The organism is Dysosmobacter welbionis (assembly GCF_005121165.3).
Lineage (GTDB): Bacteria > Bacillota > Clostridia > Oscillospirales > Oscillospiraceae > Oscillibacter > Oscillibacter welbionis.
The window spans coordinates 2223225-2238065 of record NZ_CP034413.3 but is presented as its reverse complement, the minus strand read 5'-3'; the positions used below and the strand labels follow the sequence as shown (position 1 = coordinate 2238065).

Below are 14841 nucleotides of genomic sequence, written 5' to 3'. Positions count from 1 at the left end.
TTACGCTCCTCACAGCAGGATGTCCATGGGATGCTCCAGCAGATCCCGGACTGTCATCTCGAATTTGGCCGCCACCGCGCCGTCCAGCAGTCGGTGGTCGAAGGTCAGGGAGATCCGCAGCACCTGATGCTTGGCGATGGTGCCGTCGTCCTCCATCACCAGCTCATCCTCCGTGCAGTTGACGCCCAGAATGGCCGCGTCCGGCTGGTTGATGATGGGGGTGAAGCTCTCCACGCCGAACATGCCCAGATTGGACACAGTGAAGGTGGAGCCCTTGTACTCGTCAGCGCCCAGCTGGTTGGCACGGGCCCGCTCCGCCAAATCCTTGGCCTTGGCGGACAGGGCTTCCAGGCTCAGCAGGTCCGCGTCCCGGATCACAGGGACGATGAGCCCCGCGTCCAGAGCCACCGCCATGCCCAGATTCACATGGGCCCGGCGGATGATCTGCTCCCCGTCCAAGCTCACCAGGATCTCCGGATGACGGCGCAGGGCCTTGGCCACGGCCTTCAGCACAAAGTCATTGACAGAGAAGGCATGGCCCTCCTCCTTCAGCTTTTTGCGGAAGGCCAGCAGGGCGGTGACGTCCACCTTCACCGTCTGGGTGACGGTGGGGATCTCCACAGCAGAGGTGTACATCCGCTGGGCCACCACCTTCCTCATGCCGGTGAGCTTCTCCACCGTGTCACCCTCCATCAGCTCCAGATTCTTCACCGGGAAGGCGGTGGCGGAGACAGCCGCAGGCGCGGCGATCTTCCGATCAGCAGGGGCGGGAGCAGCTGCCTTGGGCGCGGCCTCCGCCGCGGCCAGGATGTCCCGCTTGACGATCCGGCCACTGGGGCCGGTGCCGGTGAGGACGGTGTAGTCCACGCCCATCTGTCCGGCGATCTTCCGGGCCAGGGGAGAGATTCGGATCCGCTTGCCCCCGGCCGCCGGGGATGCCGCAGGGGCAGAAGCCAGCGCAGCCGCAGGCTCCGCAGACGGGGCAGCAGAAGCCGCGGATACAGCGGGGGCAGTAGTCTCCCCCACCTGTTCGCCGGGCTGGCCGATGTAGGCCAGCAGTCCCTTCACCGGCACATCCTCGCCCTCCTGGGCCACGATCTTCAGCAGGACGCCGTCCTGCTCGCTGGTGATCTCATTGGTGAGCTTATCAGTGGTGATCTCCACCACCACGTCCCCGGCCTTTACAGCGTCTCCCTCGTGCTTGATCCACTGGGAGACGGTTCCCTCCTCCATGGTCAGGCCCAGCTGGGGCATCAGTACTTCATAAGCCATCTCACACGCCTCCTCACTTGTTCAGCACGCGCTTGACAGCCCGCACGATATCCTCCGGATGGGGGAAGTTCTTGTCCTCCAGCACCGGGCTGAAGGGGGAGCAGATGTTCAGGCCGCAGACCCGTTCCACCGGGGCGTCCAGCTCATCAAACAGCTCCTCTGCGATCTGGGCAGAGAGCTCACCGGCGTAGCTGCCCCGCTTGACCTCCTCGGAGACGATGATGACGTTGTGGGTCTTGGAGACGGACTTCACGATGGCATCCCAGTCCAGGGGCACCAGAGTCCGCAGATCCAGGACCTCCACGTCGATGCCCTCCGCCTCCAGGGTCTGGGCGGCCTCCAGGGCGAAGTAGACCTCACGGCTCCAGGTGATGATGGTCAGGTCCCTGCCCGCCCGCTTCACGTCCGCCGCACCCAGGGGGATGGTGTACTCCCCATCGGGGATCTCCTCCTTGTGGGCGTACAGCAGCTTGTGTTCCAGGAACACTACCGGGTCGTCGTCCCGGATAGCGGACTTCAGCAGGCCCTTGGCGTCGGCAGCGGTGCAGGGGGCCACCACCTTCAGTCCCGGGAAGTGGCAGAAGAAATTCTCCAAGCACTGGGAATGCTGGCCTGCGTTCCGGCGGCCGGCGCCCATGGGCGCCCGCAGGACCATGGGGACGCTGCACTGTCCGCCGGTCATGTAGCGGATCTTGGCAGCCTGGTTGAACAGGGGATCCGCGCACTCCGTGGCGAAGTCATCGTACATCAGCTCCACCACGGGCCGCAGCCCCCGCATCGCGGCGCCCACGGCCATGCCCACAAACCCCTCCTCGGAGATGGGAGTGTCAATGACGCGGTTGGGGCCGAACTCCTCCAGAAAGCCCTTGGTGATGGCGAACACATTGCCCATGACGGCCATGTCCTCGCCCATGATGAAAACCTTTTCGTCCCGGAGCATTTCCTCGTGCAAGGCTTCACCGATGGCCTTGCTGACGGTGATCTTCTTGCTCATCTCGCCACGCACCTTTCGTTGTCAGTCACATACATATCATCCAGCACCGTCGCGGGGTCCGGATATGGGGACGCATCCGCGAACTTCACAGCCTCGTCCATCTCGGCCTCTGCGTCCTGCCGGATGGCGTCCAGCTCCTCCTGGGCGGCGCCGCTCTCCAGCAGCCGCCGCCCCAGCTTCTCGATGCCGTCGTTTGCCAGGGCGTGCTCCATGTACTCCTTGGGGCGGTAAACCGCCGGGTCACCGCAGTAGTGGCCCTGATAGCGGTATACCTTGGCCTCCACCACATAGGGTCCCTTGCCGCTGCGGGCGTGGTCCAGGGCGACCTTCATAGCCTCATACACCGCGATGGCGTCCGTGCCGTCCACCACGGCGTAGGGCACGCCGTAGGCCGCGGCCCGGGAGGCCAGATCCGGGGTGTTGGTGACCCGGTGGATCTCCGTGGACACGCCGTAGCAGTTGTTTTCAATGAACCAGACCAGCGGCAGCTTCCAGGCGGCGGCCATGTTCAGGGACTCGTGGAAGGAGCCCTCGTTGGTGGAGCCATCGCCGAAGCAGCCCACGGTGACGGAGTCGTCCCCCATGATCTTGGAGGCCAGGGCGCTGCCGGCGGAGATGGGCTGCCCGGCGCCCACGATGCCGTTGGCGCCCAGGTGGTTCATCTTCTCCATGTCCGCAATGTGCATGGAGCCGCCCTTGCCCTTGCAGTAGCCGGCAGCCTTGCCGAACAGCTCCGCCATGGCCCGCTTGGGGTCCGCTCCGCGGGCGATGGCATGGCCATGGCCCCGGTGGGTGGAGGTGAAGTAGTCCCTGGGCTCGATGGCCGCGAAGGCACCGGCCTCCGCTGCCTCCTGACCGATGCTCAGGTGGATGTTGCCCGCCAGCATGCCCTTGGTGAAGCACTCGGCGGCGTGTTCCTCAAAGGCCCGGATCCGGACCATGTCCCGGTACAGGGACAACAAAAAGCTCTTTTCATAGGTAGCCACGATTCAACACGACCTTTCTCAGTGTACGATGGAATAGTAGATAAATACAGGGATCAGGGACAGCAGCGGCAGAATGACCGTCTCCATCGCCACGTGCTTGTAGCCCTTCTTATAGGACACGCCGGACAGGGCGAACAGCATCACTACGGTGCCGTTCCAAGGCAGGGTGTCCAGTCCGCCGCAGGCGATGGAGGCCACCCGGTGGATGATCTCCGGCGTGTAACCCCAGGAGATGAAGGTCTCACCGAAGAGCTCCAGCGCGATAGTCAGGCCGCCGGAGGCGGAGCCGGTGATTCCGGCGATGATGGTGGTGATGGCCGCCACCTTCACCAGGCCCGGCAGCGGCAGGTTGATGATGTTCTCCTGCACCAGGGCGAACACATCGGTGGCGGAGACCACCTTGCCCACGCCCACCACGGCAGCGATGATGATGCAGGGGAAGATCCCGTTGTTGAAGCCCTCGGAGACAATTTCTCCAAAGCCCTTGACGCCGCCCAGGGATTTGCAGAAGAACAGGAGGGACAGCACGCACCCGGCCGTGAGGCCGTACAGCAGCTCCACACCGAAGCCGTTGATGAGGACGAAGGTCACCACCATGGGCAGCAGGGAGATCCAGAAGCCCGGAGCCCGCTGCTCCAGCTCTTTCTCGTCCAAAATGCCGCCCTGGACCTGGTAGAGCTCGATGGCCGCCTCCGGGTCGTTATGACCCTTCTTCACCTGCCAGTAGAGGTAGCCGACACCTACGACGATCATGAACAGCGTGGCCAGCACGCCCTCCACCGGGGCGGCGGTCAGCGCCGTGCCCAGAATCTGAGTGGGAATGATGTTCTGCATCTGCAGGCTGCCGGGCATCTGGCCCATGGCAAAGGTGGCGATGGCCAGGCCGGTGATGCCGGGGAACAAGTACCATGGGATGCCCGCCTTGGGGAACAGGATCTTGGCAAAGGGCAGCAGCACGAAGATCATCACGGTCACCTGGATGCCGCCGTACACCAACAAGGCGCCTACCAGCACGTAGATCAGCAGCGTCCACTGGGTTCCGGCCTTGTTGATGAGGGTGCTGCTGATGCGCCAGGTGGCGCCGCTCTTGTCATACAGCGCGCCCAGCAGGGCGCCCAGGGCGAAGATCACCAGCCAGCTGCCCACGAAGTCCTTCATGCCGATGAGGAAGGGGCCGTCCGCCCCCACCAGGGAGGCCGCCACGTCCAGCCCGCCGAACAGGGCCACGATGGCCGCAGCCAGCACTGCCGCCAGGAACATGCTGATTTTTTTGTAAGCCGCAAAGATCAGCACCGCGAATGCCAGAATGATTCCAATCACGCTCACTACGATCATGTTGTCTATATCCTCCCGTCCTTCTCTGTCAGATTTGATGAAAGCGGCGCCCGTTGCCGTGTACCCTCCTTTCCCGCGCCCCCCAATATGTCTTCCAATTTGAATTTTAGCAACTGGCAATTCAATAGTGAAATACCATGTTTTTATGCAGGAATAACAAAAACTTATAAACAGCTAGTCAAAAAAATGTCAATTCGCACTTTTGGCATAAAGAAAATCTTGATTTTTCAATAAAACTCCTTTATTCTTAAAGAAAAGCGCGGCGGTGCGCCGCCGGAGGGATGGGAGGTCTGCCGGATGCTGAATCTGAAGCGGCTGCAATATCTGGACGCGGTCTACCAGTATAAGAATTTCACCCAGGCCAGCGAGGCGCTCTACGTGTCCCAGCCGGCCATCTCCTCCGCCGTCCAGGCGCTGGAGGAGGAGCTGGGGGTGCGGCTGGTGGTCCGCAGCTCCAAGGGCGTTACCTTTACATACGAGGGCGAGCAGTTTATGATCTGGGCGCGGCGCATCCTCAGCACCTGTGAAGCGGCGGAAAATGCCATGCGGGATCTGGCCGGCACGGCGGAACAGCGCCTGCGGCTGGGAATCTCCCACGTGCTGACGAATCCCATCGTGCCCATGATCTTCTCCACCTTTCTGCGGGAGCACCCCAAGGCGCAGATCTACCTGAACGAGGGCTCCATGAACAAGCACGTGGAGATGGTGACGGGTGAAATGCTGGACCTGGCTTATAACGCCTTCCCCACAGCGCCGGAGGCGGAGGAGCTGGAGATCATTCCTATGGGCACTATGGAGATCCACGCGGTGCTGCATCCGGACCATCCCCTGGCGCGGCTGGACCGGATCCCCTGGCGCGGCTGGGGGAGGAGAAGCTCATTATGATGGACGCCCAATCCAAGGTGAAGGAGTTGATGAGCCGGGAGTTTGAGCGCCATCAGGTGATCCCGGACATTCTCTTCAACTATGACCAGGTGCTGTGCATGGCGAATCTGGTCCGCTCCTGCCGGTACGTGGGCATCATCAGCGTGGCCCAGGGCCAGCAGGCCCTGGGCTGCGAAGGGCTGGCGATCCGCCCCTTCGAGGAGCCGGTGGTGTTCGACGTGGGGTTCTTTCTCAAAAAGGGGCGCTATCTGCCCAAGCTGGGGTGGGAGCTGATCCGCTTCATCCAGGAGAACACCCTGCGGGGCGGCACCTAACCGCGGGAACTCCTTTCCAAAACATCATGGCAAAAAAGCTGGCTGCCCGACGGGCAGCCAGCTTTTTTGCGACGCAGCTGCATCGCAGAAATTTGTGAACGGTATTTCCCTGCCCTTCCCAGGCAGCAGGATCCGAATGCGCCCCCTCATGCGCAGCGGCGAGCGTTTCTTTTCGCGGTGCGCTGCCGTACTTGTGAAGCTCCGTGCCTGTTCAATGGACCGTATCCTGAAACAGCCGGACCATGGCCGCCACGGCGCGGTCCGCCCCGTCGGGGTCATGGGCGAGGACGGCTTCCATGATGGCGTAATGGGTGTTGTAGATCCGCAAATTGATCTCCCGCAGCTGCTCCGGTGTGTAATCCCGAATCGTCTCCACAAACACATCCGTGTTGAGGCGGACAATCACGTCATTAATCAGAGAGGCCAGCGTGTTGTGGCTGGCCTTGGCCAAAGCGCTGTGGAACGCCACATCATACTCCTGGAAGCTGAAGAGGCTGTCCAGGTTGGCCTTCGCGCCCTCCAGGGTCTGCCGGAGCGCCTCAGCATCCTCCTCCGTGTGGTGGATGGCAGCCAGACGGGCGCAGCTGCGGTCGTTGATATGCCGATACTCCAGCAGCTCATCCAGATTGATGGCCCCCATGGCCACCAGGTTTTTCAGGGGCTCTTCCACGGATTTCAGGGAGACGCCCCGGATCACCGCGCCGCCGGAGCTGCCCACGGCGGTTTCGATCAGTCCCTCCTGCTGGAGCATCCGCAGCGCTTCCCGCACCACAGGGCGGCTGCGCTGGAACATCTCCGCCAGCTCCCGCTCCGGCGGGAGCCGGTCCCCCGGACGCAGTTCCCCGGAAATGATCTTGGGGTAGATCTGATTGTAAATAGCCTCGGACGCCCGCTGGGTCTTGGCAGGCGTGAAGAGGGCTTTGGAAGAAGGCTGCTCCATCATGGTTCTCCTTACCCTTCCTGCTTTTTGTGAAAAGTATATCATACTCGAAAGCCGGAATCAAGGGAGAGTCCGTAGGATGCCTGCAGGAGTGGCGAGACATATCCGCACGCGACATTGTTAAAAATTGTGCAAAATAGCTCGTTATTTTAATAACGCTTGACGAGCATTGGGTAAAGTGCTATAAAATAAAGCAAGAAATATAAATGGTAAAATCATTTATAAGGCAACATATTTTGTTGTCAGGCCGGCGGCACAACTGTCATGTCCCGGCAGCAAGCGACCCTTCGCAGAGAATCGACAGGATAAAAGAAAAAGGAGTGTTTGATGTGAAAAAGACGTTGGCAATGGTATTGGCACTTGTGATGATGTTTACCCTGCTGACAGGCTGCGGCGGTGGAGGCGGTGATTCCGGCGGAGACGGCACCGGCGCGGAATACACCTGGCGCATGGCGCTGAACGGCAGTGCCCCCGGCGAGCTGGGCTATGATATGGCCACGTTCTTCAAGGAGAAGGTAGAGGAGCTCACATCCGGCCGCGTCTCCATTGAATTCTACGGCGGCAACAGCCTGGGTTCCACCACTGAGGTGCTGGAGGGCATGGCTGCCGGCGTAGCGGACATCACCTGCGAGTCCGTGGGCACACTGGCTCCCTTCACAAATCTGGCAAATATCGACATCATGCCGTACATCTACAACGGTTACGACCACTTCCAGGCGGTCTGGGGCGGCGAGCTGGGCCAGGAGATTCTAGACACCGTGGGCAATGACTCCGGCTTCAAGCTGATGGGCGCCGGTTACCGTGGTGCCCGGATCGTGACCGCCACCAAGGAGATGAAGACCGTGGAGGACTTCGCCGGCTTCAAGCTCCGCAGCCCCAATCTGGAGGGCTACATCAAGGTTTGGGAGTGGATGGGCTCCGCCCCGACTCCCCTGGCTATGGGCGAGACCTACACGGCTTTGCAGCAGGGCACCGTGGATGGGCAGGAGAACTCCATCCTGGACTCCCAGAGCTATTCCTTCCAGGAGGTCTGCCCCTACTGGATTCTGACCAACCATGTATACAGCGCCAACACCATTATCATGGATAAGGCGTACTTTGAATCCCTGCCGGAGGACATCCAGTCCGCGCTGGAGGAGGCTGCCGTCTATGCCGGCGAGCAGATCGGTCAGGAGGTGCTGGAGCGGGAGGATGCCGCCAAGGAAGAGCTGACCGCGGAAGGCGTCACCTTTGTGGATGTGGACAACGCCGCCTTTACCGAGCATTTCAGCGGCTATGCGGAGGCCAACTTCCCCGATCTGGCCGACTGGTGCAACCAGATCCGTGCACTGGCTCCCAATGCCTGACAACCGCCACGAAGGACATAGCGAGGTGTCAAACATGCTGAGAGGATATTCCAAATTCCTAGATGTCCTGGAGAAGGTCGAGAAAGCGATCCTGGCTGTCACCGTAGGGATTATGGTCATCATCATCGCCTACCAGGTCATCATGCGGTACATCTTTGCCCACGCCAACTCCTGGAGCGAGGAGCTGGCCCGGTATCTGTTCATTTACGACGTGATGATCGGTGCAGCCATTGCCATCCGCCGCAACAGCCATCTGCAGATCGACATTCTCATCAATCTGATGAAGCCGAAGGTGCGGACCATCCTCACCATCATCGCCACTCTGGCCGGCATGGTGTTCATGGTATTCCTGCTGTCCTACTCCATCACCCTGGTGCAGACCGGCGCCCGCACCATGTCTGCGGGGCTTGGGATCCCCATGTCCATCCCCTATTCCTGTATGCCCGTCGGCATCGTGCTGATGCTCCTGACTTCCATTGAGGTCCTCTTCAAGAACATCTCTGCCCTGCGCGGGGCCGGAAAGGAGGCCCAGGTATGAACGCCGGCCTGTTAATCATCATTCTGCTGCTGGGTCTCGCCCTCCTGGGATTCCCCATCTACATCGCCCTGGGCATCGGCGCCCTGGCGGCCCTGAACCTGGCGGACCTGCCCCTGATTGTGCTGCCTCAGAGAATGTTCGCGGGCATGAACGGCAGCGCCCTGCTGGCCATCCCCTTCTTCATTCTGGCGGGCAATATCATGTCCCGCAGTATTACAGGAAAACTGATTGACATTTGTAATGCCATTATAGGACACATCAAGGGCAGCCTGTCCCTGGTGACCATTCTGGCCTCCGCCCTGTTCGGCGCTATCTCCGGCTCCGGCGTGGCCACCGCCTCCGCCATCGGCGGCATCACCATCCCCGCCATGAAGCGGGAGGGCTATCCCGCCCCCTTCGCCGTGGGCGTAGCGTCCATCTCCTCCATCCTGGGTCCCATCATTCCGCCCTCCATTGTGCTGATCGTGTACGCCAGCATCACCAATGTGTCCGTGGCGGAGCTGTTCCTGGGCTCCGTGTTGCCGGGCATCATTCTGGCGGTGGCTCTGATTGCCTACGGCCTGTATTACGGCCACAAGCACAATCTGCCGGCCCATGAGAAGCCCAACCTGAGGAAGATCGGCTCCTCCGTGCGCAAGGGCATCTGGGCGCTGCTGATGCCCATCATCATCCTGGGCGGCATCTTCGGCGGCATCTTCACCCCCACCGAGGCCTCTGCCGTGGCAGTGGTGTACAGCCTGATCATCAGCCTCTTCGTATACAAGGACATGAGCTTCAAGGAGCTGCCCCAGGTGTTTGTGGAGGGCGCAGTTTCCACCGCCACCATCATGGTGATGGTGGGCCTGTCCTCCGCCTCCAGCTATGTAATCACCACCTCCGGCCTGCCCCAGCAGCTGGTCTCCTTCTTCAGCTCCATCACAAACAGCCCCGTCGTCATTCTGCTGCTGCTGAACATTCTGTTCCTGATCATCGGTATGCTGATGGAGGCCAATGCGGCTGTGGTGATGATGACCCCGATCCTGCTGCCGCTGTTGAATGCCTTCGGCATCGATCTGCTGCAGTTCGGCATCGTCATGAGCTTCAACCTCTGCATCGGTCTGGTGACGCCGCCGGTGGGCCTGTGTCTGCTGCTGTGCAACCAGACCGGCGAAACCCGGCTGTCTCACTCCCTGAAGGCCATGATGCCCATGCTGCTGATCTCCATTATCGTGTTGTTCCTCATCACCTATGTCTCGCCCCTCACCACCTTGCTTCCCAGCATCATGGCGGGCTGATTGCGAAGAAAGGAAGTCTTGGATATGCAAAAAATCGGATTTTTGGGAATGGGCGTCATGGGACTGCCTATGGCGAAAAACGTGGTGCAGAAGTGCGGGCTGCCCGTGCTGGGCTACGATGTGGTCCAGCAGCAGATGGACGCCTTCCGGGAGGCAGGCGGCATCCCCGTCAGTGACCCGGCAGAAATCTACAAGGCCTGCGACGTGATCCTCCAGATCCTGCCCACCCATCCCATCATCCGCAACAGCGTGGAGCAGGCCATCCAGTACGGTAAGCCCGGCAATGTGATTGTGGACCTGAGCTCCACCGCACCGGACATCATTCTGGAGCTGTACCAGCAGGCCAAGGACGCGGGGATGTTCCTGCTGGACTCCCCGGTCAGCGGCGGCAACCCCATGGCCATCGCCGGGACGCTGGCCATTATGACCGGCGGCGACAAAGAGGCCTTTGACAAGGTAAAGCCGGTCCTGGCGTGCATGGGCAGTCCCGTTTACACCGGCGGCCCCGCCAGCGGCAGCGTCACCAAGCTGGTGAACAACATGATCGGCGGCGCCATCCTGGTGGCCATTGCGGAGGGCTATGCCTTCGCGGCCAAGGCGGGCATCGACCTGCAGACCACGTTCGAGGCCACCCGGGGCGGCTTTGCCGGCGGTCCCATGTACGACAACAAGGTGCCCAAGATCATTAAGCGGGACTACACCCCCGGCGCGCGGATCGCCGTCCACCGGAAGGACATCCTGAACGCCAAGCACTATGCCCACAAGCTGGACATCGACACGCCGCTGACAGATGTGGTCCTCCATGTGATGGACTGGATGAACGACAACGGCCACATCGACGAGGACCAGGCGGCACTGGTCAAGTATTACGAGGACAAGATGGGCGTGAAGGTCGGCCGGGAGGAGACGGCAGACTGACGCTTGTCAGACGATCAATCTCAGAGTGCGCGGGGACCGGATGCCTGTCCGGTCCCCGCGCATTTCTGTAAAGAGGGGCCGCCGGCTTTGCCGGCGGCCCCTCTTTGATTCAGGAGATCAGGTCTGCTCCAAAGGCTCACGCCCCGGCAAGGCACTGCTCCAGCGCATCCAGCGCCTCTCCGGCATCCGCTCCGTCTGCGGTGATCGTGATCCGCGTCCCCGCTCCGATGGACAGGGAGAGCACACCCAGCAGGCTTTTGGCATTGACGTTGTTGTCGCCGTATACGACGCGGACAACGCTGGTAAAGCGGTTGGCAGTCTGGATGAACCGGGCCGCCGTCTGATGGTGCAGGCCGTCAGGGACCTGGACCGTGACTTCTCTCGTGCACAGCATAAGAAGACCTCCTCAGTTTCTCCTTGCCGCGGGCTGTCCGCCCGCTGTGATGGAACAAAATGATTATACCTTCTTTTTCCTGTCCGGGCAAGGGGGTAACGCAAACCCGAGAGCGCCGGGATGGCCCCTGACAGAAGCATGGAGACGTGCCGCATCCGAAGGCACAGCCATCCCGCAGCCTCACGGCCTGCCGCTCCGGGCAACCAGGGGTATCCCGCAGGGCCGCATCAGCTGGAGTGCGCAATGCCCAGCGGCAAAATCCCTGATGCGCCGGGTTCCATCCCAGGGGCTTTTCACAGTCTCCGCATCATTTGACACCCGAAAAAGTCCCATGCCTCGGCTCCCGCCCCCTGCTGCCCCGTAAATAGCATCCGCCCCAGCGCATCTCCTCTACGGCAGCATCTGCTTCCGGTCCAGCTCCTCCAGCCAAGCGGCCGTGTTTGCGAAAATGGTCCGGTAAAAGCCGCTGTCCATGAAATCGTCGAAATCCTCCATCTTCAAAAAGGCGGCGTTCTGGGTGTGGCGGCCGTCGATCTCATCCAGGTGATTCAGCACGCCGTACTCTTCGCCATAGAGGCCGATGAACTGCCAGAACACGGGGAAACGGGAGGTCTTGATGAGGATCTCCTCGATCTCCCAGTCGGACTGCAACCGGCCATCCGTCAGGAACAGCACCAGAATGGGCCTGCGCAGGCCGCCGTAGATCATCATGATGTCCCGCATGGCCTCCGGCTCGTTGTTGTACTGGTAGTTGAGCATGCTCATCCACCGCTCGTATCCGCCGGCCTGAGAGAAGGTGTAGTCCCGGATGTTATCCAGCGTCACCGGCTCCAGCTGGCGGCTCTTCGCAGCAAAGGCCCAGCAGTCCAGGGCGCCGCTGTCTGACAGGGTGGAGGACAGGGCGAAGAACTTGTCGAACATCTGCTGGACCCGGCCCCCGCGGTACAGGTCGAACATGGAGCCGGAGGCATCGGCGCACAGGACCGTCTGAAGGTCCCTCTCCGCTGCCCGGGGCACCTGGGCCAGTGCTGCAAAGGAGGCTTTGTACAACGGCGCCAGGAAGTCCAGGTCCCCTTGGCAGCGGCGGGCCAGCCCCTCCATGCGGGTGCAGACATGGGGCGGCAGGGAGCGCAGGATGTCCCCCACGGAAGGAGGCGGACCGCCGGCGGGCGCGGCCGGCTGCCGGGTTGTCCGGGCAGACACAGCTGTCCGGACAGGCGGCGGAGGCGGCGGGACCGGGTCTGACACCACGCCGCCGAAGCTCTCCACCAGGGCCCGGAGGCCGCCGTTGAAGCCCCGGCCCACGGCGCTGAACTTCCAGTCCCCGTTTTTCCGGTAGAGCTCGCCGGCCACGATGGCTCGCTCCCCGGAGAACTCGTTCCCCGCGTAGGCATACCGGGCCATCTCCTCCCCTCTGACCCACAGACCGATGCTGCCCTGTTCCAGCTCCCGCAGGGTGCGGCCGCCGTCAATGGCGGCAGTGAAGGAGAGCCGCTGGATATGGTCCGGCAGGGCCGCCAGATCCACCTGGAATCGGGCCGTTCCGCCGGATGCTCCCTCAGAGAGGGCCATGGCCCCTTCCGGCGAGCGCCGCTGGTTATAGAAAAGAAAATACCGCTCGTCGGAGAGGCGGCCTGCGCTGTCCAGGCCAAAGCAGGACACGTCGACCGCCAGGGGCCCCTGATGCCGCAGCTCCACCTCCAGGGTCCAGGTCCGGCAGACGGTTTGAATGGAGATCTTCTGTCCCCGCTGCAAATCCAACATGACTTCGGCTCCTCTCCCGTGTTATTTGTGGCCCGCCACCCAGCGGAAGCCGAAGTGGTAATGGGCGTCCACAGCCCGGTGGCTGTTGAAAAACAAGTCCTCCCGCCGGACCTCCAGCCCGCCGTCCCGGCCGGTGAGGCTGGCCAGGACGCAGAACCGTTCGTTGCTGTTGGGGTTGTCGATCTGGACCTCAATATCCGGCGCCCCCTGCTGGCTCAACACCACCCGGGCGTTGGTGGACCGCCAGTTGGGCACGCCCTCATAGATGAAGGCGAAAACCACGGCGAAGTCGATCAGCTCCGGCCGGAAGAAGTCCATGTTTTCGCCGTTGGCGCTGGCGCCGGAGCGGTCGTCCTTGTCCAGCTTGATGTAGGGGGGCTGATCGGCGGCACCGAAGCTGTTGCCCAGGGCCTGGATGACCCCCTGCCGCCCGTCCTTCAGCCGGTACATACAGGCCAGATCCAGGTCGATGCCCCGGCTGAACAGGCCCCGCCGCTGGTCCCAGTTCAGGTTCACGTGGATGCGCCGACGGTTTTTCGTCAGGTCGATCTTGTGGCTCTCTCCGCTCTTCTTCAGGCTGATTTTGGAGAGATTCACCTTCGGCTCCGGCGGAGCGGGTGCCGGGGTCGGCGGGTCAGGCTTGACCTCCTCCCCGCCGAAGTGGGCCAGCAGGGCGGAGAGTCCCCCGTTGAAGCCGCTGTCCACCACGGAAAAGCGCCAAATCCCATCCTTGCGGTACACCTCGCAGAGAATCAGGGCCTTCTCCTGTTGATACCCCGCACCGGTGAAGACATAGGCCGCCCGGTCCAACTCTCCTTCCAGCGTCAGGAGTCCCCGGGCCAGCGCCTGCATGGTGCCGCTCTCCGCCGCCACCGTCACCACCAGCCTCTGCAGGAAGCCCGGAAGGCGGTTCAGGTCCACCGAGAATACCGTGGACTCCCCGGACTGGTGCATGGAGACGGCGCCCTCCGGCGAACTGGTCTGGTTGTAAAAAATAAAATAACGGTCGTCGGACAACTTCCCCGCTCCGTCCACGCCGAAGCAGGTCACGTCCGCCTCGCTCCCCGGCAGGGACACCGTCACGGAGATTCGCAGCTGTCCGCTTCCGGTCAGGTCCGCCAGTTTGCACTTCTGTCCCTTCTGCAGTTCCATGGGATCCCGTCCTTTCTCGCATATCCGTTTCTCCGCCCTGCGGGTTTACCTCCCTATTTTAGTGGATGGCGGCCGCCGAATCAAGAAGTGGATCCGGTTTTTCAACCCAGCGGGCGCAGATCTATCCGGCCGCCGCAGGCCCGCTATGCGTCTCCCCGCAGCAGAAACAGCCGGAGGACCTTCTCAGCCAGCCGGACCTCCCGGGGCGTGCACCGGGCCAGCAGGGCCTCTATGGCGGTCAGATCTGCATCGGGCTGAATCTCCTCTCCCAAAAGGATATACTCCATTGAGAGCTGCGACGTCTTCGATAATTTAATCAGCGTGTCAATGGACATCTGCGAGGTCCCCACCTCGATCTGGCCGTAATAGCCGGCGCTGATATCCGCCAGCTCGGCAAACTCCTCCCGGGTGAGGCCCAGAAGGGTCCTCTGCTGCCGCAGCCGGTGCCCCATGGCGACTCGCTCCTGTTTTGTCATCTGTTTCACGCTCCTTTTAGAATAAGTCTATTCTGGAACGTGTCCATTCAAAATATGCTATAAGATATTGATTTTAGTTATCTTATAGTGTATATTTTGAGTGAGAAAATCTCCGTATCCATTGTGGTGCAATGGATTAGGAGTTTTTTCAAAAGCGGTTTCACGTGCATAACAATTGTCACAAAAAACGTTAGCTTATAGAGAAGATTCCGTCACCCGCAGGCTTCCAAAAGCAGGAAGGTCATTTTTGTGA

Annotated in this window: 15 protein-coding genes; 6 read left to right on the top strand and 9 right to left on the bottom strand. The window is 61.4% G+C overall.

The window, feature by feature from the left end; translation table 11 throughout:
- Positions 1–9: 9 nt before the first annotated feature.
- The 4 genes from EIO64_RS11835 to EIO64_RS11820 form a co-directional block, all read right to left on the bottom strand.
- The gene (locus EIO64_RS11835; RefSeq protein WP_136891390.1) at positions 10–1272 is read right to left on the bottom strand and encodes a dihydrolipoamide acetyltransferase family protein; all 1263 of its coding nucleotides are present in this window, start codon (positions 1270–1272) and stop codon (positions 10–12) included.
- Positions 1273–1285: 13 nt separating this feature from the next.
- Complete coding sequence (locus tag EIO64_RS11830; RefSeq protein ID WP_136891389.1) at positions 1286–2266, bottom strand: alpha-ketoacid dehydrogenase subunit beta; 981 nt, start codon at positions 2264–2266, stop codon at positions 1286–1288.
- Positions 2263–3207 (bottom strand): thiamine pyrophosphate-dependent dehydrogenase E1 component subunit alpha, encoded by a 945-nt coding sequence (locus EIO64_RS11825; RefSeq protein WP_051319924.1) that lies wholly within the window; start codon positions 3205–3207, stop codon positions 2263–2265. Before EIO64_RS11825 ends, EIO64_RS11830 begins: the two co-directional genes overlap by 4 nt.
- 63 nt (positions 3208–3270) lie before the next feature.
- Positions 3271–4587: a GntP family permease gene (locus tag EIO64_RS11820; RefSeq protein WP_136891388.1), complete on the bottom strand. Its 1317-nt coding sequence runs from the start codon at positions 4585–4587 to the stop codon at positions 3271–3273.
- A gap of 297 nt (positions 4588–4884) precedes the next feature.
- On the opposite strand from EIO64_RS11820, the gene EIO64_RS11815 reads away from it, so the two are divergent.
- The gene (locus EIO64_RS11815) at positions 4885–5472 is read left to right on the top strand and encodes a LysR family transcriptional regulator (protein WP_136891387.1); all 588 of its coding nucleotides are present in this window, start codon (positions 4885–4887) and stop codon (positions 5470–5472) included.
- The gene (locus EIO64_RS11810) at positions 5469–5786 is read left to right on the top strand and encodes a hypothetical protein (protein WP_249390664.1); all 318 of its coding nucleotides are present in this window, start codon (positions 5469–5471) and stop codon (positions 5784–5786) included. Before EIO64_RS11815 ends, EIO64_RS11810 begins: the two co-directional genes overlap by 4 nt.
- 211 nt (positions 5787–5997) lie before the next feature.
- Here EIO64_RS11810 and EIO64_RS11805 read toward each other — a convergent pair whose 3' ends face one another.
- On the bottom strand, positions 5998–6726 hold the full coding sequence (locus tag EIO64_RS11805; RefSeq protein WP_025544779.1) for a FadR/GntR family transcriptional regulator: 729 nt from the start codon (positions 6724–6726) through the stop codon (positions 5998–6000).
- A gap of 329 nt (positions 6727–7055) precedes the next feature.
- On the opposite strand from EIO64_RS11805, the gene EIO64_RS11800 reads away from it, so the two are divergent.
- Genes EIO64_RS11800 through EIO64_RS11785 form a run of 4 tightly spaced genes read left to right on the top strand, consistent with a single transcriptional unit; the run spans position 7056 to position 10802 of the window.
- The gene (locus EIO64_RS11800; RefSeq protein WP_036629491.1) at positions 7056–8072 is read left to right on the top strand and encodes a TRAP transporter substrate-binding protein; all 1017 of its coding nucleotides are present in this window, start codon (positions 7056–7058) and stop codon (positions 8070–8072) included.
- Positions 8073–8106: 34 nt separating this feature from the next.
- Complete coding sequence (locus EIO64_RS11795) at positions 8107–8610, top strand: TRAP transporter small permease (RefSeq protein WP_025544782.1); 504 nt, start codon at positions 8107–8109, stop codon at positions 8608–8610.
- Positions 8607–9884, top strand: coding sequence for a TRAP transporter large permease (locus EIO64_RS11790; protein ID WP_021747776.1), 1278 nt, complete (start codon positions 8607–8609; stop codon positions 9882–9884). Before EIO64_RS11795 ends, EIO64_RS11790 begins: the two co-directional genes overlap by 4 nt.
- Positions 9885–9908: 24 nt before the next feature.
- Positions 9909–10802, top strand: coding sequence for an NAD(P)-dependent oxidoreductase (locus tag EIO64_RS11785; protein ID WP_021747777.1), 894 nt, complete (start codon positions 9909–9911; stop codon positions 10800–10802).
- A gap of 136 nt (positions 10803–10938) precedes the next feature.
- Here the strand turns inward: EIO64_RS11785 and EIO64_RS11780 are convergent, their stop codons facing one another.
- The 4 genes from EIO64_RS11780 to EIO64_RS11765 all read right to left on the bottom strand — a co-directional run bounded on the left by EIO64_RS11780 (position 10939) and on the right by EIO64_RS11765 (position 14588).
- On the bottom strand, positions 10939–11196 hold the full coding sequence (locus EIO64_RS11780; RefSeq protein WP_021749720.1) for an HPr family phosphocarrier protein: 258 nt from the start codon (positions 11194–11196) through the stop codon (positions 10939–10941).
- Between the two features lie 390 nt (positions 11197–11586).
- Positions 11587–12960: a VWA domain-containing protein gene (locus tag EIO64_RS11775; protein WP_021749718.1), complete on the bottom strand. Its 1374-nt coding sequence runs from the start codon at positions 12958–12960 to the stop codon at positions 11587–11589.
- A gap of 21 nt (positions 12961–12981) precedes the next feature.
- Positions 12982–14112 (bottom strand): TerD family protein, encoded by a 1131-nt coding sequence (locus tag EIO64_RS11770; RefSeq protein WP_025545610.1) that lies wholly within the window; start codon positions 14110–14112, stop codon positions 12982–12984.
- Positions 14113–14255: 143 nt separating this feature from the next.
- Positions 14256–14588, bottom strand: coding sequence for a helix-turn-helix domain-containing protein (locus EIO64_RS11765; RefSeq protein ID WP_021749716.1), 333 nt, complete (start codon positions 14586–14588; stop codon positions 14256–14258).
- Positions 14589–14841: the final 253 nt, after the last annotated feature.

What these genes read in the sequence shown, in the direction of transcription:
- EIO64_RS11835 (WP_136891390.1), bottom strand. Translation starts at nt 1,272, where the DNA reads ATGGCTTATGAAGTACTGATGCCCCAGCTGGGCCTGACCATGGAGGAG.
- EIO64_RS11830 (WP_136891389.1), bottom strand. Translation starts at nt 2,266, where the DNA reads ATGAGCAAGAAGATCACCGTCAGCAAGGCCATCGGTGAAGCCTTGCAC.
- EIO64_RS11825 (WP_051319924.1), bottom strand. Translation starts at nt 3,207, where the DNA reads ATGGTCCGGATCCGGGCCTTTGAGGAACACGCCGCCGAGTGCTTCACC.
- EIO64_RS11820 (WP_136891388.1), bottom strand. Translation starts at nt 4,587, where the DNA reads ATGATCGTAGTGAGCGTGATTGGAATCATTCTGGCATTCGCGGTGCTG.
- EIO64_RS11815 (WP_136891387.1), top strand. Translation starts at nt 4,885, where the DNA reads ATGCTGAATCTGAAGCGGCTGCAATATCTGGACGCGGTCTACCAGTAT.
- EIO64_RS11810 (WP_249390664.1), top strand. Translation starts at nt 5,469, where the DNA reads ATGATGGACGCCCAATCCAAGGTGAAGGAGTTGATGAGCCGGGAGTTT.
- EIO64_RS11805 (WP_025544779.1), bottom strand. Translation starts at nt 6,726, where the DNA reads ATGGAGCAGCCTTCTTCCAAAGCCCTCTTCACGCCTGCCAAGACCCAG.
- EIO64_RS11795 (WP_025544782.1), top strand. Translation starts at nt 8,107, where the DNA reads ATGCTGAGAGGATATTCCAAATTCCTAGATGTCCTGGAGAAGGTCGAG.
- EIO64_RS11790 (WP_021747776.1), top strand. Translation starts at nt 8,607, where the DNA reads ATGAACGCCGGCCTGTTAATCATCATTCTGCTGCTGGGTCTCGCCCTC.
- EIO64_RS11785 (WP_021747777.1), top strand. Translation starts at nt 9,909, where the DNA reads ATGCAAAAAATCGGATTTTTGGGAATGGGCGTCATGGGACTGCCTATG.
- EIO64_RS11780 (WP_021749720.1), bottom strand. Translation starts at nt 11,196, where the DNA reads ATGCTGTGCACGAGAGAAGTCACGGTCCAGGTCCCTGACGGCCTGCAC.
- EIO64_RS11775 (WP_021749718.1), bottom strand. Translation starts at nt 12,960, where the DNA reads ATGTTGGATTTGCAGCGGGGACAGAAGATCTCCATTCAAACCGTCTGC.
- EIO64_RS11770 (WP_025545610.1), bottom strand. Translation starts at nt 14,112, where the DNA reads ATGGAACTGCAGAAGGGACAGAAGTGCAAACTGGCGGACCTGACCGGA.
- EIO64_RS11765 (WP_021749716.1), bottom strand. Translation starts at nt 14,588, where the DNA reads ATGACAAAACAGGAGCGAGTCGCCATGGGGCACCGGCTGCGGCAGCAG.